The sequence below is a fragment of the Amycolatopsis rifamycinica genome, assembly GCF_000695625.1.
GTDB lineage: Bacteria > Actinomycetota > Actinomycetes > Mycobacteriales > Pseudonocardiaceae > Amycolatopsis > Amycolatopsis rifamycinica.
Genome location: NZ_JMQI01000011.1, coordinates 58233 through 84512, shown reverse-complemented (window position 1 = coordinate 84512; position 26280 = coordinate 58233). Strand labels below are relative to the sequence as shown.

Genomic DNA, 26280 nt, shown 5'->3' with positions numbered 1-26280 from the left:
CTTCGGTGCCTTCACCGTACCGGGCGAAGCTGCGGACCGCGTCACGCGGGCGCGGCTGCGTCCAGCCGGCGCAGTGCTTCCCGCACCACCTTCGGGTCCATCGTCGGCCAGAACGGCGGCAGGGACGCCCGCAGGAAGCCGCCGTAGCGGGCGTTCGCCAGGCGCGAATCCAGCACCGCCACCACCCCGCGGTCGGAGACCGCCCGGTGCAGCCGCCCGGTGCCCTGCGCCAGCAGCAGCGCCGCGTGCGTGGCCGCCACGGTCAGGAACCCGTTGCCGCCGCGCGCTTCCACCGCGCGCTGGCGCGCCGAGGACACCGGGTCGTCCGGGCGCGGGAACGGGATCCGGTCGACCACCACGAGCTGCAGCGACGGCCCGGGGACGTCCACGCCCTGCCACAGGCTCAGCGTGCCGAACAGGCACGTGCGGACGTCTTCGGAGAACTTCTGGACCAGCAGCGACGTCGCGTCGTCGCCCTGGCACAGGATCGGGAAGTCCAGCCGTCCGCGCATCTCCTCGGTGGCCTGCTTGGCCGCGCGCATCGAGGAGAACAGCCCGAGCGTGCGCCCGCCCGCCGCCTCGATCAGCTCGGCCAGTTCGTCCATTGTGGACGGCGTGAGGCCGTCGCGGCCCGGCGGCGGCAGGTGCTTGGCCAGGTACAGGATGCCGTTGCGCCGGTGGTCGAACGGCGAGCCGACGTCCAGGCCGGTCCACTTCGGGCCCGAGTCGTCGGACGGCGCTTCCTTCTCCGTCGCGGCGCCGGGCGCCTGCTCCACCCGGGCCGCGCCGGGCGGGAGACCCCACTGCCGCGCCATGGTGTCGAACGTGCCGCCCAGGGTCAGCGTCGCCGACGTCAGGATCGTCGTGTGCTGGTTGAACACGCGCTCGCGCAGCAGGCCGGCGACGCCCAGCGGCGCCACCTTCAGCGCCGGCGGCCGCGGGTTCGACGAGTACTTGTCGCCGGAGAGCCAGACGACGTCGCGCTGGTGCGCCTGGTCCTCGTCGAACGCCTCCAGCAGCCGGACCGCGGTGTCGTGCACCTCGTCGAGCAGCGACCGCGCCAGCTTGCGCGCCGTGGCGCCTTCGACGTCCTCCTTGCGGTCCGAGCCCAGCGCCGTGATGCACCGGTGCGCGGCGTCGCGGACCGCCGGGATGATGCCCTGCAACGGCCGTGGCAGCTCGTCCATCCGGCCCGGGGGGAGGTCGTCGAGGATCAGGGCCAGCCCGTCGCCCGCCTCCAGCAGGCCGTCGGCGACGTCGGCGTCGATCAGCTTGCCGCAGCGGCGCGCGGCCGCCGCGCACATCGCGCTGGTCAGCTCGCCGGTGGCGACCGAGGTGACCCGGTCGACCAGGTCGTGGGCCTCGTCGATGATCACCACGTCGTGGTCCGGCAGGACCTGGTAGCCCTGCAGCGCGTCGATCGCCAGCAGCGCGTGGTTGGTGACGATGACGTCGGCGCGGCCGGCCTCGGCGCGGGCCTTCTCGGCGAAGCAGTCCGTGCCGATCGGACAGCGCGAAGCGCCGAGACATTCCTTCGCCGTCACCGAAACTTGGCGCCACGCCTGGTCGGTGACACCGGGGACGAGCTCGTCGCGGTCACCGGTTTCGGTGTCCGAGGCCCACTCCCGCAGCCGCGTGACCTCCTTGCCCAGCCGGGACACCGCGAACGGGTCGAAGAGCTGGGCGTCCTCCGGCTCGTCCGGCGCGCCGGAATCCAGCCGGTGCAGGCACATGTAGTTGCGGCGGCCCTTGAGGATGGCGAACGTCGGTTCGCGGCCGAGCGGCTTCCTCAGCGCCTTCGCCAAGCGCGGGAGGTCACGGTCGACGAGCTGGCGCTGCAGCGCGATCGTGGCCGTGGAGACCACGACGGTGGCTTCCTTCTCGACGGCGTGCCGGATCGCGGGCACGAGGTAGGCCAGTGACTTGCCGGTGCCGGTGCCGGCCTGCACGGCCAGGTGCTCACCGGTGCGGATGGCGCGGCCGACGGCGTCGGCCATCTGGACCTGCCCCGGTCGTTCGGCGCCGCCGACGGACTCCACCGCGTGGGTGAGGAGCTCGAGGACGCCGGGGAAATCAGTTCGGGCGGGCACAGCGACACATTAGCCGCCACCACCGACAGAGATCGGTGCTCCGTCGCGAACGGGCCACTCGTGCCGCGGGGGGAAGCCGTTCGTGAGGGGTCAGGGCGGTTGGAGCCGCCCTGACCACTCACGAGGCGCGGCGGGTCAGTCCTGGTTGCGGCCCGAGACCAGCTTCCAGGTCAGCGGCAGCAGACCGGCGGCCACGACGATCTTGATCGCGTCCCCGATCAGGAACGGCGTGACGCCCTTGGCGAACGCGGTGGACAGGTCGAACCCGGTCGACGCCATCAGCCACGGCACGCCGAACGCGTAGATGACCAGGTTGCCGAGCACCATGGTGCCCGCGGTGCGCACCGGCGTCCGGTCGCCGCCGCGACCGGCGAGCGCGCCGACCAGGGCACCGGCGAAGACGAACCCGACGATGTAACCGGCGCTCGCGCCGGACAGCCCCGCGGTGCCGTGCTGGAACCACGGCACGCCCACCGCGCCGACCAGCAGGTACCCCAGCATCGAGGCGGCCCCGCGCGACATGCCGAGCGACGCGCCGACGAGCAGCGCGGCGAACGTCTGGCCGGTCATCGGCACCGGGCTGCCCGGGACCGGGATCGTCAGCTGCGCGGCGGCGCCGGTGAGCACGGCACCGCCGGCGACCAGCGCGATGTCCCGCACGAGCGAGCCGGGCACGAGGTCGGCCAGTACGGGCCGCTTGCCGGCGAAGGACAGCGAAGACACGAAACCTCCCGAGGTGAACAGGCGACGACCGAGGTTAACGCTCGTTACCGTCTAGTGGGTCCGCCGAGTTGCGTTCCTCACCGGCCACTCGTCCGGGTGGACCCGATCAGGGCGGGGGCCGGACCGGCCGATGACGAAGTGGGTGGCTGCGAACTGTCACGGAAACCGAGGAGGCCGGAGCATGGGCAACGCCAGGAAGCGGACATATCGGTTGCTGGCCGTGACGACGCTGGCCGTTCCGCTGCTCGGCGCGGCGGCGCCCGCGACGTCCACCGGATGGGCGTCGTCGGGCTCGGTGGACGTGACCATCGACAACGAGCACATCGTCACCGGTGAACTCGCGAAGTGCACGGTCGACGGCCCCACCCGAGGCTGGACGCAGGGCGGTGCCACGGGCGATATCGCGGTGTTCGGCGCCGGGGACACCGGGTGCGGGCGATCGGGGGAGGCCGCGATCGCGCAGGCGGCCGGGCGCCGCTTCCGGGCGACCGTGCTCCAGCGCTACGGCGGCCCGGAGCTCTCTGTCCGCACGTACTCGGCGAAGTGCTCGACGACCACCAACGGCAGCGTCGGCGAGGTCGCGATCGGGGCCGTGGACGGCGTCACCGTGCCGGAGGACATCCCGCCGAACTACCGGATCGTCATCCCCGGCGGCGCCGCCGGCACCGCGCTGGCGACGGTCGTCCTGAACGAGACCGTGACGCCGCAGCCGCCGGACGGCAGCCTGGTGACGCACGCGGTGCACATCAAGCTGTTCCCGCAGGGCGGCCCGGCGACCGGCGACCTCTACCTGGGCACGGCCGCCTGCGACCCCTTCGGCAAGAAGTAGCGCCCCGGTGATCCGGAGCCCGCACTCCGGGTCACTTTCACGTGAAAGTGGCGGTCAGGGGGTGGTGAAGCGGGCGGCGGCGGCGACGAACTCGCCCGCCCGGGTGGCGAGGTCCGGGAGGCTGCCGGCGGAGGTCAGGGCGTCGCCGAGGAGGGGGGTCGCGGCGGCGACCGCGATCGCGCCCGCGCGCAGGTAGCCCTCGACGTCGGACAGGTGGACGCCGCCGGTCGGCACGAGCGGGACGTCCGGCAGCGGCGCCCGTACCGCGCGCAGGTACGCGATTCCGCCCACCGCCGCGACCGGGAACACCTTCACCGCGGCCGCGCCGAGGCGCCAGGCCTGGTCGATCTCCGTCGGCGTCAGCGCGCCGCAGATCACCGGGGTGTCCAGGGCCGCCGCGCGCTCGAGGACGGCCGGGTTGACCGTCGGCGTGATCAGGTACGCGGCACCCGCGTCCACCGCGACGTCCACATCGGACGGTTCGCGGACGCTGCCCGCGCCGATCAGCGCGTCGTCGCCCAGCGCCAGGCGCAGCGCGGTGATGGCCGCGGGCGCGCCCGGCGTCGTCAGCGTGGCTTCGAGCAGGCGGATGCCCGCCGCGTGCAGCACCATCGCCGCGTCGGCGAACCGCGACGCGTCGGTGGCGCGCAGGATCGCGACGAGCCGGTGTTCGGCCAGCGCGGCCTGCAGGTCCGTCACGCGGCCGGGCCCACGAACGCGGTGCCGGTGTACGCGACGCCCGCCTCGTCGAAGTCCTTCAGCGTCGCGTCGACCGTCGGCTGCGAACCGCCGACGGTCAGGTCCAGCAGCACCCGGACGCCGAAACCGGCCTTCGCCGCGTCGAGCGCCGTCGCGCGGACGCAGAAGTCCGTCGCGATGCCCACGACGTCGACGTCGGTCACGTCGTGTTCGCGCAGCCAGGCTTCCAGCGGCTTCCCGTCGCGGGCCGCGCCTTCGAAGCCCGAGTACGCGGCGCTGTACTCGCCCTTGGAGAACACCTCGCCGATCGGGACGACGTCGAGCGCCGGGTGGAACGACGCGCCCGGCGTCCCGGCGACGCAGTGCACCGGCCAGCTGTCCTTGAAGTCCGGCGTCTCGCTGAAGTGGCCGCCCGGGTCGATGTGGTTGTCCCGGGTGGCCACGACGTGGCTGTACCCGCCTTCGACGGCCTGCTTCGAGATGGCGGCGGCCGCGGCGGCCCCGCCCGGCAGGCCGAGCGAACCCCCTTCGCAGAAGTCGTTCTGCACGTCCACCACGATCAGCGCGGTCCCCATGGTCGAACTCCCTCTCAGAGAAACAGGGTCGGGATAGCGGGCTCGCCGTGCGAAAGCTTGAGGCCCTCCCACGGCAGGCTGACCAGGCCGCGGCGCAACCGCTGCCTCGCGTCGTCGAGCGTAGGCAGGTCCGGCTCCGGACGGCCAGCGCGGATCAGCGGGATCTGCAGCGGCCGGTCGTTGGCTTCGGGCTCGGGCGCGGCACCCGAGGTCGTCCAGACGACCTCCTCGACCGCCGTGCCGGTGCCGCGGTGGCGCCGCAGCGCGGACTTGCGGCCGCCGCGGGACTCCTTGTGCGCGCTGCGCTTGGCGACCGGCTTCCCGTCCACTTCGACCAGCTTGTAGACCATGCCGGCGGTCGGCGCGCCGGACCCGGTGACCACCGAGGTGCCGACGCCGTACGCGTCCACCGGCTCCGCGCGCAGCGCCGCGATGGCGTGCTCGTCGAGGTCGCCGGACACCACGATCCGGGTGTCCTTCGCGCCGAGGGAGTCGAGCTGCTCGCGGGCGCGGCGGGCGAGCGGGCCGACGTCGCCCGAGTCGATCCGGATCGCGCCGAGCTCGGGCCCGGCGACGCGGACCGCGGTCTCGATGCCGGCGGTGATGTCGTAGGTGTCGACCAGCAGCGTCGTGTCCGCGCCCATCTTGTCCACCTGGGCGCGGAAGGCCGCCTCCTCGCTGTCGTGCAGCAGCATGAAGGCGTGCGCCACGGTGCCGCGCGTCGGGATGCCGTAGCGGCGGCCGGCTTCCAGGTTGGACGTCGTCGCGAAGCCGGCCAGGTAGGCGGCGCGCGCGGCGGCGACGGCGGCGTATTCGTGCGTGCGGCGGCCGCCCATCTCGATGATCGGGCGGCCGTGCGCGGCGCCGGACATCCGGGCCGCGGCCGAGGCGATGGCGCTGTCGTGGTTGAGGATCGACAGCACCAGCGTCTCCAGCAGCACGCATTCGCCGAACGAGCCGGTGACGGTGAGGATCGGCGAGCCGGGGAAGTACAGCTCGCCCTCGGGGTAGCCGTCGATGTCACCCGAGAACTCGTAGTCCGCCAGCCAGGCGAGCGTCGCGTCGTCGACGACCGCGGTGGCCTCCAGCTGCGCCAGCTCGGCGTCGGTGAAGCGGAAGTCCGCGATGGCGTCGAGCACCCGCGCGGTGCCCGCGACGACGCCGTAGCGCCGCCCGTCGGGCAGCCTTCTCGCGAAGACCTCGAAGACGCAGGGCCGCGCGTGCGTCCCGTCGGCGAGCGCGCTGCCCAGCATGGTCAGCTCGTAGTGGTCGGTGAGCAGCGCAGTGCTGGCCGTGACCGGCTCCGGTGAACCCATGGGGTAAGCCTATTCACCCACATGGCCGGACCTGGCGCGGCGTACCCGGTGACCCCCGTGACACCATGGGGTGCATGTCCACGCCTGTCGCATCCGAACAGACGCAGGTCGAACCGGTCGGTGCCGAAGTCGCCGAGTCGGACACACCGTGGCGGACCGTGGTGTGGAACGACCCGGTCAACCTCATGTCGTACGTGACGTACGTCTTCCAGAAGCTGTTCGGCTACAGCCGCGACCACGCCACCAAGCTGATGCTGGACGTGCACCACAAGGGCAAGGCGATCGTCTCGTCCGGCAGCAAGGAGAAGGTGGAGACGGACGTGGCGAAACTCCACGCGGCGGGCCTCTGGGCCACCATGGAGCAGCCCTCGTGAACGGTTGGCGGCGCAAGGGCGCGGTGATCCACGCGGGCTTCGAGCAGCAGGAGGCGGCCGTCCTGCGCGGGCTGGTCAGCCAGCTCGAGGACATGCTCACCGCGCGGGCCGAGGAAGCGCCCCAGGACGAGCTCGCCGAGCTCACCGGCATCCGGACCGGCCCCACCGAGTCCCCGGACGACCCGGTGCTTTCGCGGCTCCTCCCGGACTTCCACAAGCTCGACCCGGACAACCCGTCCCGGGAGGACATCGACTCGGTCGCGGCGATGCGGTCGCTGCACGAGCCGGAACTGCTCGACATCAAGGTCGGGGTGGCCAAGATCGTGCTCGACACGCTGCCCCGCGACGGCGGCCATGTCCGGCTGACCGAGGAGCAGGCCGACGCGTGGCTGGGCGCGCTCAACGACGTCCGGCTGGCGCTCGGCACCGCGCTCGACGTCACCGAGGACATGCCCGACGAGCTGCCCGAGGACGACCCGCGCGCGCCGCACCTTGGCGTCTACCACTGGCTGACGTGGGTGCAGGAGACGCTGATCCAGGCGCTGACGGGATGATCACCGACGTGCCGGGTGTCCTGGTGGGGCACCACGAGCGGGTCGGCGGCGGCTGGGCCACCGGGACGACGGTGGTGCTGGTGCCCGAGGGCGCGGTCGGCGCGGTCGACCAGCGCGGCGGCGCGCCCGGCACGCGGGAGACGAACCTGCTGGAGCCGGAGAACCTGGTGCAGCGGGTCAACGCGGTGTGCCTGTCGGGCGGATCGGCGTACGGCCTCGCCGCGGCCGACGGCGTGATGCGGTGGCTGGCGGAGCGCAACCTGGGCTTTCCGGTGGGCACGCAGCCGCACGAGGTGGTGCCGATCGTGCCCGCGGCGGTGCTCTTCGACCTGCCGCGCAGCGAGTGGGGCAACCGGCCCGACGCGTCCTTCGGGTACGCGGCGTGTGAAGCGGCTTCGGGCTCCTTCGCCCTGGGGACGGTGGGCGCAGGCGCGGGTGCGGCTGTGGGATCGCTGAAGGGTGGGATCGGCTCGGCCAGCGAGGTCGTCGGCGAGTTCACCGTGGGTGCGCTGGCGGCGGTCAACGCGGCCGGCGAGGCCGTGGATCTGACGACGGGCCGGGCGTACGCGGCCGACCACGGCGACTTCGGCGTGACGTGGCCTTCGCGGCCCGCTGACCTGCCCCCACGCCGGACGGACCTCAACACGACGATCGGCGTCGTCGCGGTCGACGCGGCGCTGTCGAAGGCCGAGGCCCGGCGGATCGCGGTCGCGGCGCAGGACGGGCTCGCGCGGGCGGTGCGCCCGGCGCACACGATGTTCGACGGCGACACGGTGTTCGCACTGGCCACGGGGGCGCACGAGCTGCCGGGCGCGAGCGGGCCGTTCGGCGCGGCGGCGCGCCCGGCGGCGCTGGACGCGCTGTGCTCGGCCGCGGCGCGGGTGTTCGCGCGGGCGATGGTGCACGGCCTGCTGGCGGCGACCACCGCGGGCGGGGTGCCTGCCTACCGGGACGTCTGGCCGGAGGCGTTCGCGTAACGCCGGTGTCCTCCGCGGGGATCATCCGAGGTGCAGCTCGACGAAAAGTGGGTCGTCCGGATCCACGACGACAACGTGAACAGCCACGCCGGGGTGGCACTGGTGCTGGCGGAGCTGCTGGATCTGCCGGCCGGAGAAGCCTGGGCCGCCGCGGAGCGGATTCACACGACCGGCTCGGCCGGGCTCGACCCGCTGCCGGCCGGGCCGGCGGAGGACTTCGTCGCGGCTCTGCAGGTCCGCGGCTTGCGCGCGACCCTGGAGCCGGCCTCGTGACCGACTTCGCGCACGTCACGGCCTGGGCCGGGCGCGTCCGGATCGCGTTCGCGCCCAACACCGCGTCCGTGCTGCACGGGATGTTCTCCGACGTCGCGGCCCGGTTGGGCGGCTCCGGGCGGACGGGGATCGCCGACACCACGCTGTTCCCCGACGCCTACCGGCGCCGCAAGCCGAGTGCCGCGTTCCGGGACCGGCACGGCGCCGCGATGCGGGCCGAGGTGGCGGCCGCGTTCTCGCGGATGCTCGAGGCGTGGTCCGGCGGGACGGAGCTGGAGCTCGACCTGGCGGGCGCTCGCGACGTGCGGCTCGTGCTCGCCCACGCCCAGTCGGCGTACCTGCGGAAGCCGCGCTGGGAGGTGCCGGTGGACGAGCTGTTCTCCACGCGCTGGGGGGCCGAAAACAAGTTCGCCTGGCTGCAGGAGCTGGAAAGCCACGTCGCCACGGCGGCCCTATCCCGGGACGACGTGCCGGTGTTCCTGGAGCTCTGAGGCGGTCCGGAAGCGCTGGTGAGGGGTATGTCTCAGCATCTGGACCCGCTTTGTCCACCACCTAAGATGTCGGTGTGCTCCGGATCCGCCGTGAACTCGTCGACGAGATCGTCGCCCACGCCCGTCGTGACCACCCCGACGAGGCGTGCGGGGTGATCGCCGGGCCGGAAGGCTCGGATTCCCCCGAGCGGTTCATCCCCATGCTCAACGCGGCCCGGTCGCCGACGTTCTACGAGTTCGACTCCGGCGACCTGCTGAAGCTCTACCGCGAGATGGCCGCGAACGACGAGGTGCCGGTGGTCATCTACCACTCGCACACCGCGACCGAGGCCTACCCGTCGCGGACGGACGCGAACATCGCGGCCGAGCCGGACGCGCACTACGTGCTCGTCTCCACCCGCGACCCCGAAGTACACGAGTTCCGGTCGTACCGGATCGTGGACGCCGAGATCACCGAGGAGCCGGTCGAGATCGTCGACTGAGCCCACGGAATAAACCGCCGCGCCACCGGCGTCTGCGTGTAAGAACCCACCGGAGGTAAGAACCCATGGCCGTGACCGTCTCCATCCCGACGATCCTGCGCACCCACACCGGCGGCGAGAAGTCCGTCGAGGCGAAGGGCGCGACCGTCCTCGAGGTCATCGACGACGTCGAGGCCCGGCACGCCGGCATCAAGGCGCGCCTGGTCAAGGAGGAGAAGCTGCACCGCTTCATCAACGTCTACGTCAACGACGAGGACGTGCGCTTCGCCGGCGGGCTCGAGGCCGAGGTCAAGGACGGCGACACCCTGACCATCCTCCCCGCCGTGGCCGGTGGCTGATCGATGGCTCGCTTCGAGTCGCTGCTCGACGCGCTCGGCGGCACCCCGCTGGTCGGGCTGCCCCGGCTGTCCCCGACGCACGACGTGCGCCTGTGGGCGAAGCTGGAGGACCGCAACCCGACCGGCTCGATCAAGGACCGGCCCGCGCTGGCCATGATCGAAGCCGCCGAGCGTGAAGGCAAGCTGCGGCGCGGCTCCACGATCCTGGAGCCGACGTCGGGCAACACCGGCATCTCGCTGGCCATGGCCGCCAAGCTCAAGGGCTACGGGCTGGTCTGCGTGATGCCGGAGAACACCTCCACCGAGCGCAAGCAGCTGCTGCAGGCCTACGGCGCGCGGATCGTCTTCTCGCCGGCCGCGGGCGGCTCGAACGAGGCCGTCCGGCGGGCGAAGGAACTGGCCGAGGCGAACCCGGACTGGGTGATGCTCTACCAGTACGGCAACCCGGCGAACGCCGAAGCGCACTACCGCGGCACCGGGCCCGAGCTGCTCAAGGACCTGCCGACGCTGACGCACTTCGTCGGCGGCCTCGGCACGACCGGGACGCTGGTGGGGGTCGGCCGGTACCTGCACGAGGCGAAGCCGGACGTCCAGGTCATCGCGGCCGAGCCGCGCTACGGCGAGCTGGTGTACGGCCTGCGCAACCTCGACGAGGGGTTCGTGCCGGAGCTGTACGACGCCTCGGTGCTCAACGGCCGGTACTCCGTGGGCGCGTACGACGCGCTGCGGCGCACCCGCGAGCTGCTGGAGCACGAAGGCATCTTCGCGGGCATCTCGACGGGCGCGGTGCTGCACGCGGCGCTGGCGGTGGCCGAGAAGGCCGCGGCCCGCGGCGAAGCCGCCGACGTCGCGTTCGTCGTCGCGGACGCCGGGTGGAAGTACCTGTCGACCGGTGCTTACGCCGGGTCGCTCGACGAGGCGGCCGCGCGGCTCGACGGGCAGCTCTGGGCTTAGGCATCCTGGTGGCATGAAGGTCATCGGGCTGCTCGGCGGGATGAGCTGGGAATCTTCGATCGAGTACTACCGGCTGGTGAACGAGCGGGTGAAGACCCTGCTCGGCGGGTTCCATTCGGCCCACACCGTGCTCTACTCCGTCGACTTCGCCGCCATCGAGCAGATGCAGGCCGACGGCCGCTGGGACGACGCCGGCGCCGAGCTGAACCGGGCCGCCAAGGCCCTCGAAGCCGCCGGGGCGGAGTTCGTCGTGCTCTGCACCAACACCATGCACAAGGTCGCCGACCGGCTCGAAGCCGGCCTCGGCATCCCGCTGCTGCACCTCGGCGACGCCACCGCCGCCGCCATCAAGACCGCCGGGGTGCGCCGCGTCGGGCTGCTCGGGACCGGTTTCACCATGGCGCAGCCCTTCTACCGCGACCGCCTCGCCGCCCACGGGCTCGACGTGCTCGTGCCCGGCGCCGAAGACCGTGAGCTCGTGCACCGGATCATCTACGACGAGCTGGTGCTGGGCGTCGTGAAACCCGAGTCCCGCGAGGCCTACCGCGGGGTGATCGCGCGGCTGGCCGACGCGGGCGCCGAGGGCGTCATCTACGGCTGCACCGAGATCGAGCTGCTGGTCGGCCCCGAGGACTCCCCGGTGCCGACCTTCCCGACGACCCGCCTGCACGCCGAAGCGGCGGTGGACTACGCGCTGGGCACCACCTCGCTGCCCGTGCCACCGACGTGAGCCTCGTGCTGCGCGACGCACTGCCGCCACAGCCGCTCGCGCTCCTCCGCGGTGAACAGCGCCGCCGGGATACCGAACACGTCGCCCGCGGCGGCCCACCAGTCGCCGGGTGACTCGACCAGTTCCTTGGCGCCGTGGCGGTCGAGGGTGAGCGCGCGCAGGGTGTCGATTCCCGCCGCGTCCCGCCGTTGCACCACGCAGACCCGCACGAACCCGGACTCCGGTGCCGTCGACAGCCAGGTGTGCTTCTCCGCGAAGTCCGCCATCTCCGCGACGCCGGGCGCGAAGTCCATGCCGGTGAAGCTGCCCGACGGGTCGTGGTCGAACCGCCAGCCGCCCGGCGCGGCCTCGGACGGCCGCAGCCGGTAGGTGTGCGGGCCCTGCACGTAGGTGCCTTCCCGGAGGGGGAGCGGCTCGTGCGGGCCGTCGCCGAGCCCGGCGTCGGCCAGCCACGCCGTCCCGGGGGCGTCCGGCAGCCCGGTGACGGTCAGTGCCAGGTGGTTCCGGTCGACGTTCGGCGCGTCCGCCGCGCTGCCCTGCACTCCGCCCAGGTGCCGCGTGACCCGGTAGCCGAGCGCCGCCAGCAGGGCCGAGAACGCCCCGTTCAGGTGGTAGCAGTAGCCGCCGCGACCTCGGAGGATCCGCGCCAGCGACGCCGGCGGGTCGAGCGGGGTCGGCCGCCCGAGCTGCACCTCCAGCGCCTCGTACGGCACGCGTTCGACGTGCGCCGCGTGCAGCCGCCGCAGCGCACCCAGGCTCGGCGGTTCGGGATCGAGGCCGAGCCGCGCGAGATAACCGGTGACGTCCATGCCCGACAAGCTAGCGGCGACCACCGACAAAACCGCCCGGATCAGGGATTTCACCCGAGGTGAAGTGGCCGTGGCCGGACGTAGCCTCGAAACCGTGAGCACTTCGACCCCCACCGCCCCGGAAACCGACGCCGCCAAGCGGGTGCTGCCGCCGAAGCCGGTGGCGGCCGCGATCGTCGCGCTGTCGTTCACCCTGCTGCTGTACCTCGTCGAACTGGTCGACGTCATCCTCCCGGGTGACCTCGACCAGGGCGGCATCCACTCGCGGGCGCTGTCCGGGCTGGACGGCGTCCTGTTCGCGCCGGTCCTGCACGCCGGGTGGTCGCACCTGTTCGCCAACACCGTCCCGGTGCTGCTGTTCTCCTTCCTCGCGATGGCCGCGGGCTTCGGCCGGTTCGCGCTGGTCACGGCCATCATCTGGGTGGCCTCCGGGCTCGGCGTGTGGCTGATCGGGCCCGCGGACGGCGTCACCGTCGGCGCGTCCGGGCTGGCCTTCGGCTGGCTCGCCTACCTGCTGGTCCGCGGCCTGTTCAACCGCGCCGCCGGCCAGATCGTGGTCGCCGTCGTCCTGCTCGGCGTGTGGAGCGGCATGCTGGCCGGGCTGCTGCCGGGCAACCCCGGCGTCTCCTGGCAGGGCCACCTCTTCGGCGCGCTGGCCGGCGTTCTGGCGGCCTGGCTGACCACCCGGCGGTCCCGCAAAACCGCCCCGGGTAACCTCGAAGGGTGACGTCTCCGCCCGCTGATGCCCCGATCGGCGTGTTCGATTCCGGCGTCGGCGGGCTGACGGTCGCGAGGGCGATCCTCGAGCAGCTGCCCGCCGAGCAGCTCCGCTACGTCGGCGACACGGCGCACAACCCGTACGGCCCGCTCCCGATCGCGACCGCCCGCAGCTACGCGCTCGCGGCGCTCGACGAGCTGGTCGAGAGCGGCGTGAAGGCACTGGTGATCGCCTGCAACACGGCGTCCGCGGCCTGCCTGCGCGACGCGCGCGAGCGCTACGACGTCCCGGTGATCGAGGTCGTCCTGCCGGCCGCGCGCCGCGCCGTCGTGGCGACGCACACGGGCCGCGTCGGCGTGATCGGCACCGAGGGCACCGTGCGGTCGCGGGCTTACGAGGACGCCTTCGCCGCCGCGCCGGACATCACGCTCACCAGCGTCGCCTGCCCGCGGTTCGTCGACTTCGTCGAGCGCGGCATCACGACCGGGCGCCAGGTGCTCGGCCTGGCGCAGGGCTACCTCGAGCCGCTGCTCGACGCCCAGGTCGACACGCTCGTGCTCGGCTGCACGCACTACCCGCTGCTGCAAGGCGTCCTGCAGATCGTCATGGGCCAGGAAGTCACCCTGGTGAGCAGCGCGGACGAGACCGCCAAGGACCTCGTCCGGGTGCTCACCGAGCAGGACTTGCTGACCGCGCGGGAGACCCCGCCGCGGCACGAGTTCCTCGCCACCGGCTCGGCCGAGCCCTTCACCCGGCTCGCCCAGCGGTTCATGGGATTCGCGCCGGGTGTCCTGGCTCCCACCACCGCGTGATCGCGACGGTGGACGCTTAGGGTGTCGTCGTGCGACTGACCATCCTCGGGTGCTCCGGCAGCGCCCCCGGGCCGAACGCCGCCGCGTCCGGTTACCTGGTCGAGGCCGAGGGTTTCCTGCTCGGCCTCGAACTCGGCAACGGCGCGCTCGCGCAGCTGCAAGCCGTGACCGACCCGTTCGACCTGGACGCGCTCGTGCTCTCGCACCTGCACCCCGACCACTGCGCCGACGTCAGCGCACTCACCGTCCTGCGGCGCTACCACCCCGCGGCGCCGTACCCGGCCCGCCCGCGGCTGCTGCCCCTGTACGCCCCGTCGGACGCCCCGACGCGGCTGGCCAACGCGTACGCGCCCAACGAAACCGAGCGGGCGCTCACGGACCTTTCCGACGTCTACGACTTCCGGCCGCTGCGGTCCGAGACGTTCCGGATCGGGCCGTTCGAGGTCGTCGCCGCGGAGGTCGACCACCCGACCCCGGCGTACGGCCTGCGGATCTCCTACGGCGGCCGGATCCTCGCGTTCACCGGCGACTCGGGCCCGTGCGCGGCGCTGAACGAGCTCGCCGACGGCGTCGACCTGCTGCTGGCCGAAGCGTCCTGGACGGACTCGGCGGCCCGGCCGAAGGGGGTGCACCTGTCCGGAAAGCAGGCCGGCGAGCTCGCGCGCGACGCCGCCGTCGGGCGGTTGCTGCTGACGCACATCGCGCCGTGGACCGACGCCGGCGCGGTCCTGGCCGAGGCGTCGGCCGGGTATCCCGGGGCCGAAGTCGTCAAGCAGGGTGCCGTCTACGACGTCTGACCGGCGGTCATAGAGTGCACCTGTGGCTCGTAAAGATGGCAGGAACGACGACCAGCTCCGTGACATCAAGATCACCCGGGGGTTCCAGCAGTGGCCGGCGGGGTCGGTGCTCATCGAATTCGGTAACACGCGGGTGCTGTGCGCGGCGAGCGTCACCGAGGGAGTGCCGCGCTGGCGGGCCGGTTCCGGCCTCGGCTGGGTGACGGCGGAGTACGCGATGCTGCCGTCCGCGACCAACACGCGAAGCGACCGCGAGTCGGTGAAGGGCCGGATCGGCGGCCGCACGCACGAAATCTCGCGGCTGATCGGCCGGTCGCTGCGGGCCTGCATCGACCTGGCGGCGCTGGGCGAGAACACGATCGTCATCGACTGCGACGTCATCCAGGCCGACGGCGGCACCCGCACGGCGGCGGTGACCGGCGGCTACGTGGCCCTGGCGGACGCGATCACGTGGCTGGGCGCGGCGAACCGGCTGAACGACCCCCAGCCGCTGTCGTCGTCGGTGGCGGCGGTGAGCGTGGGCGTGGTCGACGGCCGCGTCCGGCTGGACCTGCCGTACGAAGAGGACTCGCGCGCCGAGGTCGACATGAACGTGGTGGCCACCGACGCGGGCACCCTGATCGAGGTCCAGGGCACCGGCGAAGGCGCGACGTTCGCGCGGTCCACTTTGGACACGATGCTGGACATGGCGCTGGCGGGCTGCGCGGAATTGACCCGGCTGCAGAACGAGGCGCTGGCCCTGCCGTACCCGGGCGAGCTGCCCGAGCCGCGGCCGGACAAGAAGAAGGGCTCGAAGTGACGAAGCTGCTGCTGGCGACGCGCAACGCGAAGAAGCTCGGCGAGCTGCGGCGGATCGTTGCCGCGGAAGGCCTTTCGGGGCTCGAGGTCGTCGGTCTCGCCGACGTGCCTTCGTTTCCCGAGGCGCCCGAGACCGCGCCGGACTTCGAGGGCAACGCGGTGGCGAAGGCCCGTGACGCCGTCGCGGCAACGGGTTTGCCGTCGATCGCGGACGATTCGGGAATCGCCGTCGACGCGTTGAACGGGATGCCAGGGGTGCTGTCGGCTCGGTGGTCCGGTCGGCACGGGGACGACGAGGCGAACCTGGAGCTGGTGCTGGGGCAGGTGCGCGACGTGCCGGACGAGCGGCGCGGAGCGCAGTTCGTGTGCGTGGCGGCTTTGGTGCTGCCGTCCGGCGAGGAAACGGTCGTCCGCGGCGAGTGGCGCGGGACGCTGGTGCGCGAACGGCGGGGGACGAACGGGTTCGGGTACGACCCGATCTTCCGCCCGGACGGGGAGACGCGGACGTCGGCGGAGATGGAGCCGGCGGAGAAGGACGCGGTTTCGCACCGGGGGCTGGCGTTGCGGGCGCTGGTGCCGGCGTTGCGTGAGCTGGCATAGCCAAGGTCGACTCCGCGGCCAGGCCGGCGCTCCGCACGACGCCGGCCTTCCGCCGCGGGCTCAGGAAGCCAGGCCGATGTCCCGGATCAGCTTCGCCACGTGGCCGGCGGCCCGGACGTTGTAGAAGGCGTGGGCGATCTTGCCCTCCGCGTCGACGACGAACGTCGAGCGGATCACGCCCATGTACGTCTTTCCGTAGTTCTTCTTCTCGCCGTACACGCCCCACGCCTCGATGACGCTCTTCTCGGGGTCGCCCAGCAGCGGGAAGGTGAGGCCTTCCTTCGCGACGAACTTCGCGAGCTTCGGCTGCGTGTCCGGGGAGATGCCGACGACCTGGTAGCCGGCGTCGTTCAGCTGGGCGAGGTTGTCGCGGAAGTCGCAGGCCTGCTTGGTGCAGCCCGGGGTGCTCGCCGCCGGGTAGAAGTACACCACCACGTTGCGGCCGCGGAAGTCGCTGAGGGAGACCTCCTTGCCCTCGCTGTCGGGCAGGGTGAAGCCCGGGGCTGCGTCACCGGGGGAAAGGCGCTCGGTCATGTGCCGAGCTTAACGTCACGCGGGACCGCAGTAGGTGACCGCGACACCTTCCGTCGTGCTCGGCCGGATCTGCAACCGCAGCTGCGTCTGCTCGCGCGGGACCGCGAAGGCCAGCGTGATGTGCACCGACCGGCCCGGCAGCACGTCCTTGCCCGCGTCGGTGATGCCGGCGAAGCCCTGGGCGGTGTCCACCACCTGCTTGACCGCGGTGCCGCCCGTGGTGGCGGTGACGTTGAGCCCCGAGAGCTTGTAGGTCGTCGAGCCGTCGTTGATCAGCTGGACGTCGAAAGCCGCGCCGCGCGGGCTCTGCGGGTACGCCGACGGGCTCGGGCGGAACGACTGCGGGGAGCCGACCGAGATGGTCAAGCCACTGGCGAACCGGTGGTCGGCGCCGAACTTCAGATCGTGGCCCGCCGGTGCGGCCGAGGCGCCGGCGCCCGCTGGGGAGCCGGCCACGCCGAGTGCCGCGGTGCCTTCGTGAGCCGAGGGGACCCCGCACGCCACCGCCAGGCTGAGCAGTCCTGCGGTGAACATGATCTTGCGGGTGCGCGCGAGCGCCATTGCGGGTACTCCAGTCGGCGGGTCGGGTGCCGTCGGCAACGGGGGATTGCCGCGGGAACCCGCTCCACTCTGGCCGTGATCGCGCGCGGTTACGAGGCGCCACCCGGGGTTGTCGCGCACCTGGTGCCACCCCGTGGCCAATCCGTGACCGGAACGGCACGGCTGGTGACAATCTCTGCCCACATGCCACTTAAACCGCGAGCGCGAACAACAGGATGAAGATCGCGACGCCGGCCACCCACGCCGCCATCAGCCAGCCGAAATCCCGGACCGGGTCGACGGCGCGGCTCTCTTCGCCGGGCACGTACACGCCGCGCTCCTCGAACCAGTCCGCCCAGCGGGCGAACCAGCGCAACGGGTTGCGCGACGCCATGCTTCACCTCCGGGGCCGGTTGCTGCCCGTCACAGTACGCGTTCGGGCACGCACGCCGGAAGGCACGGGCCGCCGTCCACTTCCGACACGCCACGGCCGGGTGAACGACGGCGCCACTCGTGTAGAAGCTCAGGCGAGTCCGTGACGGCGGAGGATCGTCACGGCACGGACGGTCGCGTAGCCGCGCCATTCGAGGGCCGCGGCGGGGGAGAAGCTCGCGAAGTCGACCCGCCAGCCGCCGTCGTCCTGCTGCCCGGCCGCGAGCCGCCGCAGTTCGGCGTCGACGACGTCCTCGGCGAACAACGCGCGCGCCGGGCGGTCGGGCAGCGGCGCGAAGTCCAGCGCGCGGAGGGTTTCCCCCTCCGAACCACCGTCCACCGGAGCCAGTCCGTCGGCCGGGACGAACGCGGCGAGGTGGTCCAGGAGCGCGGGCGCCTCGGCGTGGAATTCGTGCGCCGCGTCGGCGAACTGCACCGCGAAGGACAACGCGATCGCGTGCGGTGGCGCGGAAAGCTCGCGGATGGCGCGGAAGCAGTACCGCGTCGCCGCGGCCGGCCACGGGTGTTCGCGCACGGCCCGGTCGTGGCGGGCGACGCGCAGCGCGACGCCCGCGGCGAACGCCGTGCTCTGCAGCGTGGCCTCCGCCGGATCGGCCTGGACCCAGAAGGGCGCGCAACCGGCCGGGTCCGCCACCGGCAGGGCGAACGGCAGGCCACCGTCCGGACGGGACGCGGTGGCGAGCCAGTCGCAGAGCTTCGCGGCGTGCGGGGTCGTCTCCGGGGCGATCTCCTCGAACACCTCGAAGGCGTGGAGGGCGCCGCCGGGCTGGCTTTCCGGGGCCCGCAGGTCGGGCTCGAGGCCCCAGCCGTAGCCGCCGTCGGCGTTGCGGTAGCCGTCGACGGCGGCCAGCACCGCGGCGGTGTTCGTCGCGCCGTCGAGCAGCTCGAACCGGCGCCGGTCGAGGAGGCGGGCGTGCGTCGCCATGAAGGACGCCGCCGCGGGAAGGTTCACGGACATGCCGCCAGCGTCGCACCCGGCGGGCACGGCGGTCTTGAACGGATCGGAACTCAGGGCAGCTGCGGCCCGGTGGTGGCGGCTTCGCGCAGCCGCGCCGCGTCCTGCCCGGGCGGGGCGCCGAACAGGCGGCGGTACTCGCGGTTGAACTGCGACGGGCTGTCGTAACCGACGAGGTGCCCGACGCCCGCGACGTCCCCCGCGTCGGCCAGCAGCAGCGACCGGGCTTCCTGCAGGCGGATCCGCTTCTGGAACTGCAGCGGGCTCAGCGCCGTGGCCGCGCGGAACTGGCGGTGGAACGCCGACGCGCTCAGCCCGCTCAGCCGGGCGAGCTCCTCGATCCGCATCGGCTCGGCGTAGTTGTCCCTGATCCAGCGGATCGCGCGGCCGACGTGGGCGGCGCCGCTGTCGGCCAGGCCGATCCGGCGGACCAGGCCGCCGTGCGGGCCGGTGAGCAGCCGCCAGAGGATCTCGCGCTCGATCAGCGGCGCGAGCACGGGCACGTCGGACGGGTGGTCGAGCAGCCGCAGCAGCCGCACCGCCGCGTCGAGCAGTTCCGGGCCGGCGTCGCCGATGGCGATGGGGGACGCGGGCGGTGCGCCCGGCGGCGCCTCGAGCAGCAGTGGCGCGATCGCCGCGGGCCGCAGCGCCAGGCCCAGGCCCAGCGCCGGCGTTCGCGGGGTGGCGCCGACGAAGTGGCCGGTCACCGGCAGGTCGGTGCCGACGAGCAGGTATTGGCCGGCGCGGTACTCGTGCACCTGCTCGCCGAGCAGCAGCCGCTTGCCGCCCTGGGCCATGACGACCAGCAGCGGCTCGGCGAGCGAGTGGTGCGGCTCGCTGGTTTCCACTTTGGACAGCAGCAGGCCCGGCACCGGCGTGCGCAAGTCGCCGTGCGCGTGCCGGGCGACGCGGTCACGGAGTTCGTCGAGCATCTGTCCAGGTAACCGCGTTCGAGAGGATCGTGCAAGAGGTCGCGGCGATCGGTCTACCGCCGAGCAGGGCATTCGCGGTTTCCTGGGTTCAGTCGATCCGCTACCCAAGGAGAGTTTCGTGTCACTCGACCACTACGTCACCCTCGGCCGGTCCGGTCTCCGCGTCAGCCCCTTCGCGCTCGGGGCGATGACCTTCGGGGAAGACCCCGGTGGCGCCGGCTGCGGCGTCGAAGAGTCCGAGAAGATCCTCGCCACCTACCTCGACCTCGGCGGCAACTTCGTCGACACGGCGAACTTCTACACCAACGGCCATTCGGAGAAGATCCTCGGCGACTTCTTCGCCGCGCACCCGGGCCGCCGCGAGCGGGTGGTGCTCGCGTCGAAGTTCTTCGGCAACATGTTCCCCGGCGACCCGAACGGCGGCGGTGCCGGCCGCGCGTCGATCGTCGCCCAGCTCGACGAGACGCTCCGGCGGCTGCGGACGGACCACCTCGACCTGTACTGGCTGCACAACTGGGACCGCGCGACGCCGATCGAGGAGACCATGCGGGCCCTCGACGACCTGGTGCGCGCGGGCAAGATCCGGTACGTCGGCTTCTCGAACACCCCGGCCTGGGTCACCGCGCAGGCGCAGACGACGGCGTTGCTGCGCGGCTGGACGCCGTTGATCGCGCTGCAGGTGGAGTACTCGCTGCTCGCGCGGACGGTCGAGGGTGAGCTGGCGCCGTTCGCGCTCGACCAGGGCCTGGCGCTGGTGCCGTGGAGCCCGCTGAAGAACGGCTTCCTGTCCGGCAAGTACCGGCGCGGCTCTTCGGTGCCGGATTCCGCCCGCGCGGCCTTCGTCGGCGGTCCGTCCGAAGCGGAGTTCGCGGTCATCGACACGGTCGCGGCGATCGCCGAAGAGCTCGGGTCGACGTCGGCGGCGGTGTCGCTGGCGTGGTTGCGGGCGCGGCGCGGAACGGTGGTCCCGATCATCGGCGCGCGGCGGCTGGAGCACCTGACCGGCAACCTCGCCGGACTGGACGTGACGCTCACGCCGGCGCAGCTGGCCCGGCTGGACGAGGTGTCGGCGCCGGAGCTGGACTACCCGGCCCCGATGCACGGCGCCCAGCGGGCGATGCTGCAGTTCGCGGGCGCGACCGTCGACGGCGAACCGTCCACTGTGTACCCGCCGTTGCTGCAGAGCGACGTCCGCTACTGACTGCGGAACGTGCGGCGGTAGGTGTCCGGGGGCACGCCGACCGTCCGGTTGAAGTGGCGCCGCAACGTCGTCGCCGTGCCCATGCCCACCGCTTCGGCGATCGCGTCGATGCTCGAGTCCGTGTTCTCCAGCAACTCCTGGGCCCGCCGGATGCGCTGGACCAGCAACCACCGCAACGGCGTCGTGCCCGTCGCCGACCGGAAGTGGCGGCTCAGGTGGCGGGAGCTCAGGTTCGCCTCCCGGGCCAGGTCCTCGACCGTCAGCGGCCGGTCGAGGCGGGCCGTGATCCAGGGGAGCAGGGCGGCCAGCGGGTGGTCGTCGCGGGTGGGGACCGGCGTCGTCACGTACTGGGCCTGCCCGCCCGCCCGGTGCGGGGGCACCACCAGGCGGCGGGCGATCGCGTTGGCCGCCGCCGGACCGTGGTCGGCGCGGACCAGGTGGAGGCACAGGTCCATCGCCGCCGCCTTGCCCGCCGAGGTCAGGACCTGGCCGTTGTCGACGTAGAGGACGTCCGGGTCCACCGTCACCCGGGGGTAGCGGGCCGCGAGGACGTCCGTGTGGGCCCAGTGCGTCGTCGCGCGCAGGCCGTCCAAGAGACCCGCGGCCGCCAGCACGAACGCGCCCGTGCACAGCGAGGCCACCCGGGCGCCGCGGGCGTGGGCCGCGCGCACCGCCTCGACCAGGCCGGCCGGCGGAGCCGTGTCGACGTCGGCCCAGCCCGGGACGAGCACCGTGTCCGCGCGCGCCAGCCGGTCGAGGCCCTCGTCGGGCTCCAGCAGGAACCGGCCCACCCGCACCGGGGCCGCACCGCAGACCGCGAAGCCGTAGCGGGGGTCGTCGCCGAACACCTCGGTGGCGATGGTCAGCTCGAACGACAGCATGCCGTCGGTGGCGGCGAGGGCGACAGCGTGCATGTCCGAAAGTGTACGCATCACGTCGTTCCGGACACTGGTGACGACGTCGGGCCCTCGCCAGGATTGCCCCATGACTTCGGTTCTGGTTTACGGCGCTTATGGACACACCGGCCGCTTCGTGGTCGCTGAGCTGCGGAGGCGGGGGTTCGACCCCGTCCTTTCCGGACGGGATGCGGCCAAGCTGCCGGGCGGCCGGCCGGCGTCGGTCGGCGATCCGGCGTCACTCGACCGCGCGCTCGAGGGCGTGGCCGCGGTGATCAACTGCGCGGGCCCGTTCGCCGGCACGGCCCGCCCGGTCGCCGAGGCGGCCATCCGCGCCGGCGTGCCGTACGTGGACGTCGCCGCGGAGATCGAGGCGAACCTCGACACCCTCGAACTGAGCGCCGACACCGCGGTGGTGCCCGCGATGGCGTTCTTCGGCGGCCTGGCCGACCTGCTGGCCACGGCGGCGATGGACGACTGGACGGCGGCCGACGAGGTGCACGTCGCCTACGGGCTCAGCGGCTGGCGGCCGACGGCAGGCACCCTCGCCGCGGGCCGGGTGTCCCGGGAACGCCGTGAAGGCAAGCGCATCCGCTACGCGGGCGGCCGGCTGGAGTACCGCGACGACGCCCTGCCGAAGCGAGAGTGGGCGTTCCCGGAGCCGCTCGGGCCTCGGCCCGTCTTCGGCGAGTTCTCGATGGCCGACATCGTCACCATCCCGCGGCACCTGAAGGTCCGCGACGTCGTCAGTTACATGACCGTCGACGCGGCCCAGGACCTGGCGGTGGCCGGCGAGCGCGACGCGGCCGAGACGTTCGTGGTGGACGTCGTGGTGCGCGCCGGCGACGACGAACGCCGGATCGTGGCGCGAGGCGAGGACATCTACGCGGTGAGCGCACCGCTGGCGGTCGAGGCGGTGGACCGGATCCTGACCGGGCGGACGAAGGCGAAGGGCGTCGCGACGGCGGGCGAGATGTTCGACGCGGCCGGTTTCCTGCGGGCGCTGGCGCCGCACATCACGGTCGAGCAGAGGTGAAACCGGGGAGGACGCCACTGAAGTGGGCCCGGAGAGACTCGAACTCTCACTGGCACGGACCTAAACCGTGTGCCTCTGCCAATTGGGCTACGGGCCCCCGGCACTTCGAAGCGTAGCGTGCGGCGTGGCCCGTGCGGCGGCGGCGGGGCGGTCGACTAAGTTGGGGCCTGGAAGTCCCATGCGGCGAGGAGGACACGTGGCCCGCGATCCCGAGACGATCGAGCGTGAGATCGAGCAGGCTAGGACCGCCCTGGCGGCGACGCTCGACCAGCTGACCGTCAAGGCCGACCCGAAGAAGCTCGCCGACGCGGCCAAGGACGGCGTGCGCGCCAAGCTGGACAACCCCAAGGTCAAGTTCCCGCTGATCGGTGCGGGCGTCCTCGTGCTTGTCCTGCTGGTGCGCAAGCTGCTCAAGTAGCGGTTCAGGCCTGTTTCGCCGGCGCCTTGCTCTCGGCAGCGGGCGCCGGCGCCGCCGGGCTCTTGCGGTCCTCGACCGCCTTGGGGAGCTGCTTGCTCGGCGGCAGCTGCGGCTTCTTGTCCGCCGAGGCCGGCGTCTGCTGCTTCGGCACGCTGCCGGGCGGCGGGACCTCCAGCGGCGGCAGCTTCGGCAGCGTGAGCCGGGCCGTCATGTACGCGCTCGTGAAGTCCAGCGCACTGCCGTTGAGCAGGTGCACCACTGTCGTCTTCGCGTCGCCCGCGAGCTGCTCGACCAGTTGGTCGGCCCGGTCGCGCGCGGCGATGATGCCGGGCGCACGGGCGGTCAGCTCCTTGCCGAGGCCGCTGACCTTGATGGCCCAGTCGGCGTCTTCCTGGACGTACGTCGCCGTGATCGTTTCCACCATCTGCCTCACGCCCCTCTCCCTCACCAGCATCCTTACACAACCGTGACGCGGTCACCGCGCTTTCGTGACGTGGTTCCCGTGCCCCTCCTCCGGCCGCGAAGGTCCAGCACACTTTCTACCGTGTCGGAAGAACAGTAGAGCAACTCTGTGTTACAGGACACGATAGCGCTCAGTAACCAGCCTGTGGCCTAACGCACGCGCAAGCTAACGTGCACGATTCCGCAGGCCACTCCACAGTACGTCCATGGCGTACTCCGTCGCCGTCTCAGGGCCCACTTCGTCGTGCCGCTCGCACCAGATCGCGAGCCGCTCGCACGCGCCGACCACGAATTCCGCGGCCGCCTCGGCCCGCAGGTCGTCGCCGCCGTCGAAGTAGCCGCTCATCAGCGCGGCGATGAGGTCGGTCTGCTGGCGCCGGGTCTCCTCGACCTCGTCGGCGGCCGGCGTCCCGATCAGCGCCATCTCGTGCCGCAGCAGCGACCACGCCTGGCGGCGCTCCCGGATGAAGACGAAGAAGGCGAGCAGGCCGCGCCGGAGCGCGTCCTCGGCGTCGGCCGCGCCGACCGTCGCCTGCTCGGTGACCTCACGCAGCACCGCCCGCGATTCCCGGATGCAGGCCAGCAGCAGGCCTTCCTTCGAGTTGAAGTACTCGTAGAGCATCGGCTTCGAGACGCCCACCAGTTCGGCGATCTCGTCCATCGACGCCGCCGCGTAGCCGCGTGCCGAAAAGACCTGCTCGGCGACCTCGATCATCTGGCGCATCCGGTCGGCCCGTGGCATGCGCTTGCGCTTCGCGGTGGTCACGAGCCACACTCTACCGCTGGTAACCTACTCCCAGTAAGATGGACGACGAGTAACAGGAATCCGGAGGCGTCATGGGCAACCGCACGGAGACCGGGGTCGTCATCGTCGGGACCGGCTTCTCCGGTCTCGGCATGGCGATCCAGCTGCGCAAGGAGGGCCGCGAGGACTTCGTCATCCTCGAGAAGGCCCACGACGTCGGCGGCACCTGGCGCGACAACAGCTACCCGGGCTGCGCCTGCGACATCCCGTCGCACATGTACTCGTTCTCCTTCGAGCAGAACCCGGGCTGGTCGCGGGCCTACTCGCCGCAGCCGGAGATCTGGCGCTACATGCGCGAGGTCACCGACAAGCACGACCTGCGCCGGTTCATCCGGTTCGGCCAGGAGATGACCGGCGCCCGCTGGGACGCCGAGGAGAACCGGTGGCACGTCGCCACGAGGGGCGGCGACGAGTTCACCGCCCCCGCGCTGGTCGCCGGGGTGGGCGCCCTCCACCTGCCGATGGTTCCCGAGCTGCCGGGCATCGAGCAGTTCGCGGGCCCGGCCTACCACTCCGCGCGGTGGCGGCACGACGTCGACCTGAAGGGCAAGAAGGTCGCCGTCATCGGCACCGGCGCCAGCGCGGTCCAGTTCGTGCCGAAGATCGCGCCCGAGGTGGCGGAGCTGACGCTGTTCCAGCGGACGCCGCCGTGGATCATGCCGAAGGCCGACCACGAGATGTCCGGCCGGACGCGCGCGCTGTTCAAGGCGTTCCCGCCGGCCCAGCGCGCCTACCGCACCCTGCTCTACTGGCTGCTCGAAGCCCGCGCGATCGGCTTCAACGGCCAGTCGTGGCTGATGAAGCTCGGGCAGCGGATCGCCAAGCGCAACATCGACCGCGCGATCAAGGACCCGCGGCTGCGGCGCAAGGTCACCCCGGACTACACCATGGGCTGCAAGCGCGTGCTCATCTCCAACGACTACTACCCGGCACTGGCGCGCGACAACGTCGACGTCGTGACCGCGGGTGTCCGGGAGGTGCGCGAGCACAGCGTCGTCGACGCGGAGGGAGTCGAGCACGAGGCCGACGTGATCATCTACGGCACCGGCTTCCACGTCACCGACGCCTTCGACGACCTGGAGATCGTCGGCCGCGACGGGCGCAACCTCGGCAAGGAGTGGGCGACCGAGGGGATGCGGACGCACCTCGGCATCACCGTCGCCGGCTTCCCGAACCTGTTCTTCCTGCTCGGCCCGAACACCGGCCTCGGGCACAACTCGGTCGTGTTCATGATCGAGGCCCAGATCTCGTACGTCGCCGAAGCGCTGCGGCTGGCCCGCGGCCGGGCGATCGAGCCGAAGCCCGAGGCACAGGAGCGGTTCAACGCGCAGATCCAGCGCAAGCTCGCGAAGGGCATCTGGACCCGTGGGGGCTGCAAGAGCTGGTACCTGGACGCGAAGGGCGTCAACCGGACGATCTGGCCGGGCTTCACCTGGCGGTACTGGCTGGACACGCGGAAGGTCCGGCGCGAGGACTTCCTGGTCGGCTGAGCGTCGTGAGTGGTGAGGCGGGTTCCCACCCCCCCCTCACCACTCACGGCCGCCCGGGGATCAGCGGGAGGTGTAGCGGCGGAGGCGGGCGATCAGCTCCACGGTCGGCAGGCGGCACAGCTCGGCCATGCGCTCGAGGGCGGGCAGGTCGAGGGCGACCTCGCCGCCGCCCTGCTCGCCGGCCTGCCGCAGGCGGTCCTCGGCCCAGCGGCGCAGCGGCAGCAGGTCGGCCGGGGCGTCGGCGACGACCTTGCGCAGGTCGACGCGGACCCGCCCGGGCTCGTCCAGGAACACCCGGCGGTGCACCTTGGCCAGCAGGTCCTGGGGCAGTTCGTCCATCGCGACGCACAGCTCGACCAGGCGCACGACGGAGCACTGTCTGGTGCCCAGCTCGTACGTGGCCAGCGTCTGCAGCGAGATCTCGCTCTGCAAGTGCTGGTTCAGCTCCTTGCGCGTCCACCCTCGGCTGCGCCGGAGCTTGCGGAGCTCGTCTCCGAGGATCCGCTGGTACTCCTCAGCGTCGATCAGCACATCAATGTCCCCTGCCGTGCGCTCCCACGGCACCGCCCGGGCGTGTTGATTCCCGTGCAGGTGCACCCTCACGTGTATGTAAGTGCGC

34 protein-coding genes and 1 tRNA gene are annotated in these 26280 nt (G+C 72.3%); 19 read left to right on the top strand and 16 right to left on the bottom strand.

Annotation, left to right across the window (positions count from 1 at the left end; genetic code table 11):
- Positions 1-41: 41 nt before the first annotated feature.
- Positions 42-2090 carry an ATP-dependent DNA helicase gene (locus DV20_RS05065; protein ID WP_043776757.1) on the bottom strand — a complete coding sequence of 683 codons (2049 nt, stop codon included), beginning with the start codon at positions 2088-2090 and terminating at the stop codon, positions 42-44.
- Positions 2091-2225: 135 nt separating this feature from the next.
- A complete protein-coding gene (locus DV20_RS05060) occupies positions 2226-2813 on the bottom strand; it encodes a biotin transporter BioY (protein WP_043776756.1) in 588 nt (195 codons plus the stop codon).
- Positions 2814-3024: 211 nt separating this feature from the next.
- Between DV20_RS05060 and DV20_RS05055 the strand changes: the two genes are divergently transcribed.
- The gene (locus DV20_RS05055; RefSeq protein WP_043776754.1) at positions 3025-3642 is read left to right on the top strand and encodes a choice-of-anchor P family protein; all 618 of its coding nucleotides are present in this window, start codon (positions 3025-3027) and stop codon (positions 3640-3642) included.
- Between the two features lie 54 nt (positions 3643-3696).
- Here the strand turns inward: DV20_RS05055 and DV20_RS05050 are convergent, their stop codons facing one another.
- Genes DV20_RS05050 through DV20_RS05040 form a run of 3 tightly spaced genes read right to left on the bottom strand, consistent with a single transcriptional unit; the run spans position 3697 to position 6232 of the window.
- The gene (locus tag DV20_RS05050) at positions 3697-4341 is read right to left on the bottom strand and encodes a bifunctional 4-hydroxy-2-oxoglutarate aldolase/2-dehydro-3-deoxy-phosphogluconate aldolase (protein WP_043776752.1); all 645 of its coding nucleotides are present in this window, start codon (positions 4339-4341) and stop codon (positions 3697-3699) included.
- Complete coding sequence (locus DV20_RS05045; protein ID WP_043776750.1) at positions 4338-4916, bottom strand: isochorismatase family protein; 579 nt, start codon at positions 4914-4916, stop codon at positions 4338-4340. The genes DV20_RS05050 and DV20_RS05045 overlap by 4 nt, the downstream gene beginning before the upstream one ends.
- Before the next feature lie 14 nt (positions 4917-4930).
- Complete coding sequence (locus DV20_RS05040) at positions 4931-6232, bottom strand: nicotinate phosphoribosyltransferase (protein ID WP_043776749.1); 1302 nt, start codon at positions 6230-6232, stop codon at positions 4931-4933.
- A gap of 74 nt (positions 6233-6306) precedes the next feature.
- Here DV20_RS05040 and clpS point away from each other — a divergent pair, with 74 nt between their 5' ends.
- The 9 genes from clpS to DV20_RS04995 all read left to right on the top strand — a co-directional run bounded on the left by clpS (position 6307) and on the right by DV20_RS04995 (position 11405).
- A complete protein-coding gene (gene clpS / locus DV20_RS05035; protein ID WP_043776748.1) occupies positions 6307-6606 on the top strand; it encodes an ATP-dependent Clp protease adapter ClpS in 300 nt (99 codons plus the stop codon).
- A complete protein-coding gene (locus DV20_RS05030) occupies positions 6603-7160 on the top strand; it encodes a DUF2017 domain-containing protein (protein ID WP_043776746.1) in 558 nt (185 codons plus the stop codon). Before clpS ends, DV20_RS05030 begins: the two co-directional genes overlap by 4 nt.
- Positions 7157-8137, top strand: coding sequence for a P1 family peptidase (locus DV20_RS05025; protein WP_043776744.1), 981 nt, complete (start codon positions 7157-7159; stop codon positions 8135-8137). The genes DV20_RS05030 and DV20_RS05025 overlap by 4 nt, the downstream gene beginning before the upstream one ends.
- Positions 8138-8167: 30 nt before the next feature.
- The gene (locus DV20_RS05020) at positions 8168-8410 is read left to right on the top strand and encodes an ATP-dependent Clp protease adaptor ClpS (protein ID WP_043776742.1); all 243 of its coding nucleotides are present in this window, start codon (positions 8168-8170) and stop codon (positions 8408-8410) included.
- Positions 8407-8901 carry a DUF2017 family protein gene (locus DV20_RS42955; RefSeq protein ID WP_051735794.1) on the top strand — a complete coding sequence of 165 codons (495 nt, stop codon included), beginning with the start codon at positions 8407-8409 and terminating at the stop codon, positions 8899-8901. Before DV20_RS05020 ends, DV20_RS42955 begins: the two co-directional genes overlap by 4 nt.
- A 74-nt stretch (positions 8902-8975) precedes the next feature.
- The gene (locus DV20_RS05010; protein WP_043776741.1) at positions 8976-9383 is read left to right on the top strand and encodes a Mov34/MPN/PAD-1 family protein; all 408 of its coding nucleotides are present in this window, start codon (positions 8976-8978) and stop codon (positions 9381-9383) included.
- Positions 9384-9448: 65 nt separating this feature from the next.
- The gene (locus tag DV20_RS05005) at positions 9449-9721 is read left to right on the top strand and encodes a MoaD/ThiS family protein (RefSeq protein ID WP_004559268.1); all 273 of its coding nucleotides are present in this window, start codon (positions 9449-9451) and stop codon (positions 9719-9721) included.
- Positions 9722-9724: 3 nt separating this feature from the next.
- Positions 9725-10675: a PLP-dependent cysteine synthase family protein gene (locus DV20_RS05000; RefSeq protein ID WP_043776737.1), complete on the top strand. Its 951-nt coding sequence runs from the start codon at positions 9725-9727 to the stop codon at positions 10673-10675.
- 13 nt (positions 10676-10688) lie between these two features.
- Positions 10689-11405 (top strand): aspartate/glutamate racemase family protein, encoded by a 717-nt coding sequence (locus DV20_RS04995; protein WP_043776735.1) that lies wholly within the window; start codon positions 10689-10691, stop codon positions 11403-11405.
- On the opposite strand, the gene DV20_RS04990 is transcribed toward DV20_RS04995, so the two are convergent.
- Positions 11363-12223 carry an arylamine N-acetyltransferase family protein gene (locus DV20_RS04990; RefSeq protein WP_152603638.1) on the bottom strand — a complete coding sequence of 287 codons (861 nt, stop codon included), beginning with the start codon at positions 12221-12223 and terminating at the stop codon, positions 11363-11365. The two genes, DV20_RS04995 and DV20_RS04990, sit on opposite strands and share 43 nt — an antisense overlap.
- Before the next feature lie 85 nt (positions 12224-12308).
- Between DV20_RS04990 and DV20_RS04985 the strand changes: the two genes are divergently transcribed.
- The 5 genes from DV20_RS04985 to rdgB are packed head-to-tail and all read left to right on the top strand — an operon-like array spanning position 12309 to position 15939.
- Positions 12309-12941, top strand: a complete 633-nt coding sequence (locus tag DV20_RS04985) for a rhomboid family intramembrane serine protease (RefSeq protein WP_043776732.1) — start codon at positions 12309-12311, stop codon at positions 12939-12941.
- On the top strand, positions 12938-13744 hold the full coding sequence (gene murI, locus DV20_RS04980; protein ID WP_084093321.1) for a glutamate racemase: 807 nt from the start codon (positions 12938-12940) through the stop codon (positions 13742-13744). Before DV20_RS04985 ends, murI begins: the two co-directional genes overlap by 4 nt.
- Before the next feature lie 29 nt (positions 13745-13773).
- Positions 13774-14541, top strand: coding sequence for an MBL fold metallo-hydrolase (locus DV20_RS04975; protein WP_043776728.1), 768 nt, complete (start codon positions 13774-13776; stop codon positions 14539-14541).
- A gap of 22 nt (positions 14542-14563) precedes the next feature.
- Entirely contained in the window at positions 14564-15340 is a 777-nt protein-coding gene (gene rph / locus DV20_RS04970) for a ribonuclease PH (protein WP_043776727.1), read from the top strand.
- On the top strand, positions 15337-15939 hold the full coding sequence (gene rdgB / locus DV20_RS04965; RefSeq protein ID WP_043776726.1) for an RdgB/HAM1 family non-canonical purine NTP pyrophosphatase: 603 nt from the start codon (positions 15337-15339) through the stop codon (positions 15937-15939). Before rph ends, rdgB begins: the two co-directional genes overlap by 4 nt.
- 60 nt (positions 15940-15999) lie before the next feature.
- Here rdgB and bcp read toward each other — a convergent pair whose 3' ends face one another.
- From bcp to DV20_RS04940, 5 genes are all read right to left on the bottom strand, one after another.
- Positions 16000-16473, bottom strand: coding sequence for a thioredoxin-dependent thiol peroxidase (gene bcp / locus DV20_RS04960; RefSeq protein ID WP_043776725.1), 474 nt, complete (start codon positions 16471-16473; stop codon positions 16000-16002).
- A gap of 15 nt (positions 16474-16488) precedes the next feature.
- Entirely contained in the window at positions 16489-17034 is a 546-nt protein-coding gene (locus DV20_RS04955; RefSeq protein ID WP_043776724.1) for a hypothetical protein, read from the bottom strand.
- Between the two features lie 190 nt (positions 17035-17224).
- Positions 17225-17407 (bottom strand): hypothetical protein, encoded by a 183-nt coding sequence (locus DV20_RS04950; protein WP_043776723.1) that lies wholly within the window; start codon positions 17405-17407, stop codon positions 17225-17227.
- A gap of 129 nt (positions 17408-17536) precedes the next feature.
- Positions 17537-18424 carry a hypothetical protein gene (locus tag DV20_RS04945; RefSeq protein ID WP_043776722.1) on the bottom strand — a complete coding sequence of 296 codons (888 nt, stop codon included), beginning with the start codon at positions 18422-18424 and terminating at the stop codon, positions 17537-17539.
- A 50-nt stretch (positions 18425-18474) separates the two neighbouring features.
- A complete protein-coding gene (locus DV20_RS04940) occupies positions 18475-19353 on the bottom strand; it encodes an AraC family transcriptional regulator (protein WP_043776721.1) in 879 nt (292 codons plus the stop codon).
- Positions 19354-19471: 118 nt separating this feature from the next.
- Between DV20_RS04940 and DV20_RS04935 the strand changes: the two genes are divergently transcribed.
- Positions 19472-20554, top strand: coding sequence for an aldo/keto reductase (locus DV20_RS04935; RefSeq protein WP_043776719.1), 1083 nt, complete (start codon positions 19472-19474; stop codon positions 20552-20554).
- Here DV20_RS04935 and DV20_RS04930 read toward each other — a convergent pair.
- Complete coding sequence (locus DV20_RS04930) at positions 20548-21468, bottom strand: helix-turn-helix domain-containing protein (RefSeq protein WP_043776718.1); 921 nt, start codon at positions 21466-21468, stop codon at positions 20548-20550. The two genes, DV20_RS04935 and DV20_RS04930, sit on opposite strands and share 7 nt — an antisense overlap.
- Positions 21469-21538: 70 nt before the next feature.
- Here DV20_RS04930 and DV20_RS04925 point away from each other — a divergent pair, with 70 nt between their 5' ends.
- The gene (locus tag DV20_RS04925; RefSeq protein WP_043776716.1) at positions 21539-22486 is read left to right on the top strand and encodes a saccharopine dehydrogenase NADP-binding domain-containing protein; all 948 of its coding nucleotides are present in this window, start codon (positions 21539-21541) and stop codon (positions 22484-22486) included.
- Positions 22487-22509: 23 nt separating this feature from the next.
- Here the strand turns inward: DV20_RS04925 and DV20_RS04920 are convergent.
- A tRNA-Leu gene (locus DV20_RS04920) sits at positions 22510-22583 on the bottom strand.
- 99 nt (positions 22584-22682) lie between these two features.
- On the opposite strand from DV20_RS04920, the gene DV20_RS04915 reads away from it, so the two are divergent.
- On the top strand, positions 22683-22904 hold the full coding sequence (locus DV20_RS04915; protein ID WP_004559246.1) for a DUF3618 domain-containing protein: 222 nt from the start codon (positions 22683-22685) through the stop codon (positions 22902-22904).
- Positions 22905-22908: 4 nt separating this feature from the next.
- Here DV20_RS04915 and DV20_RS04910 read toward each other — a convergent pair whose 3' ends face one another.
- Both DV20_RS04910 and DV20_RS04905 read right to left on the bottom strand, forming a co-directional pair.
- Complete coding sequence (locus DV20_RS04910; protein ID WP_200876358.1) at positions 22909-23328, bottom strand: hypothetical protein; 420 nt, start codon at positions 23326-23328, stop codon at positions 22909-22911.
- A 204-nt stretch (positions 23329-23532) separates the two neighbouring features.
- A complete protein-coding gene (locus DV20_RS04905) occupies positions 23533-24090 on the bottom strand; it encodes a TetR/AcrR family transcriptional regulator (RefSeq protein WP_051735808.1) in 558 nt (185 codons plus the stop codon).
- A gap of 113 nt (positions 24091-24203) precedes the next feature.
- On the opposite strand from DV20_RS04905, the gene DV20_RS04900 reads away from it, so the two are divergent.
- Positions 24204-25661, top strand: a complete 1458-nt coding sequence (locus tag DV20_RS04900; protein ID WP_043776710.1) for a flavin-containing monooxygenase — start codon at positions 24204-24206, stop codon at positions 25659-25661.
- Positions 25662-25721: 60 nt separating this feature from the next.
- Here the strand turns inward: DV20_RS04900 and DV20_RS04895 are convergent, their stop codons facing one another.
- A complete protein-coding gene (locus tag DV20_RS04895) occupies positions 25722-26192 on the bottom strand; it encodes a helix-turn-helix domain-containing protein (RefSeq protein WP_043776709.1) in 471 nt (156 codons plus the stop codon).
- Positions 26193-26280: the final 88 nt, after the last annotated feature.

What these genes read in the sequence shown, in the direction of transcription:
- DV20_RS05040 (WP_043776749.1), bottom strand. Translation starts at nt 6,232, where the DNA reads ATGGGTTCACCGGAGCCGGTCACGGCCAGCACTGCGCTGCTCACCGAC.
- DV20_RS04910 (WP_200876358.1), bottom strand. Translation starts at nt 23,328, where the DNA reads ATGGTGGAAACGATCACGGCGACGTACGTCCAGGAAGACGCCGACTGG.
- DV20_RS05045 (WP_043776750.1), bottom strand. Translation starts at nt 4,916, where the DNA reads ATGGGGACCGCGCTGATCGTGGTGGACGTGCAGAACGACTTCTGCGAA.
- DV20_RS04945 (WP_043776722.1), bottom strand. Translation starts at nt 18,424, where the DNA reads ATGTCCGTGAACCTTCCCGCGGCGGCGTCCTTCATGGCGACGCACGCC.
- DV20_RS04940 (WP_043776721.1), bottom strand. Translation starts at nt 19,353, where the DNA reads ATGCTCGACGAACTCCGTGACCGCGTCGCCCGGCACGCGCACGGCGAC.
- bcp (WP_043776725.1), bottom strand. Translation starts at nt 16,473, where the DNA reads ATGACCGAGCGCCTTTCCCCCGGTGACGCAGCCCCGGGCTTCACCCTG.
- DV20_RS05000 (WP_043776737.1), top strand. Translation starts at nt 9,725, where the DNA reads ATGGCTCGCTTCGAGTCGCTGCTCGACGCGCTCGGCGGCACCCCGCTG.
- DV20_RS04995 (WP_043776735.1), top strand. Translation starts at nt 10,689, where the DNA reads ATGAAGGTCATCGGGCTGCTCGGCGGGATGAGCTGGGAATCTTCGATC.
- DV20_RS04950 (WP_043776723.1), bottom strand. Translation starts at nt 17,407, where the DNA reads ATGGCGTCGCGCAACCCGTTGCGCTGGTTCGCCCGCTGGGCGGACTGG.
- DV20_RS04900 (WP_043776710.1), top strand. Translation starts at nt 24,204, where the DNA reads ATGGGCAACCGCACGGAGACCGGGGTCGTCATCGTCGGGACCGGCTTC.
- DV20_RS04925 (WP_043776716.1), top strand. Translation starts at nt 21,539, where the DNA reads ATGACTTCGGTTCTGGTTTACGGCGCTTATGGACACACCGGCCGCTTC.
- DV20_RS05025 (WP_043776744.1), top strand. Translation starts at nt 7,157, where the DNA reads ATGATCACCGACGTGCCGGGTGTCCTGGTGGGGCACCACGAGCGGGTC.
- DV20_RS05005 (WP_004559268.1), top strand. Translation starts at nt 9,449, where the DNA reads ATGGCCGTGACCGTCTCCATCCCGACGATCCTGCGCACCCACACCGGC.
- DV20_RS04905 (WP_051735808.1), bottom strand. Translation starts at nt 24,090, where the DNA reads ATGCGCCAGATGATCGAGGTCGCCGAGCAGGTCTTTTCGGCACGCGGC.
- clpS (WP_043776748.1), top strand. Translation starts at nt 6,307, where the DNA reads ATGTCCACGCCTGTCGCATCCGAACAGACGCAGGTCGAACCGGTCGGT.
- DV20_RS04955 (WP_043776724.1), bottom strand. Translation starts at nt 17,034, where the DNA reads ATGGCGCTCGCGCGCACCCGCAAGATCATGTTCACCGCAGGACTGCTC.
- DV20_RS04930 (WP_043776718.1), bottom strand. Translation starts at nt 21,468, where the DNA reads ATGCACGCTGTCGCCCTCGCCGCCACCGACGGCATGCTGTCGTTCGAG.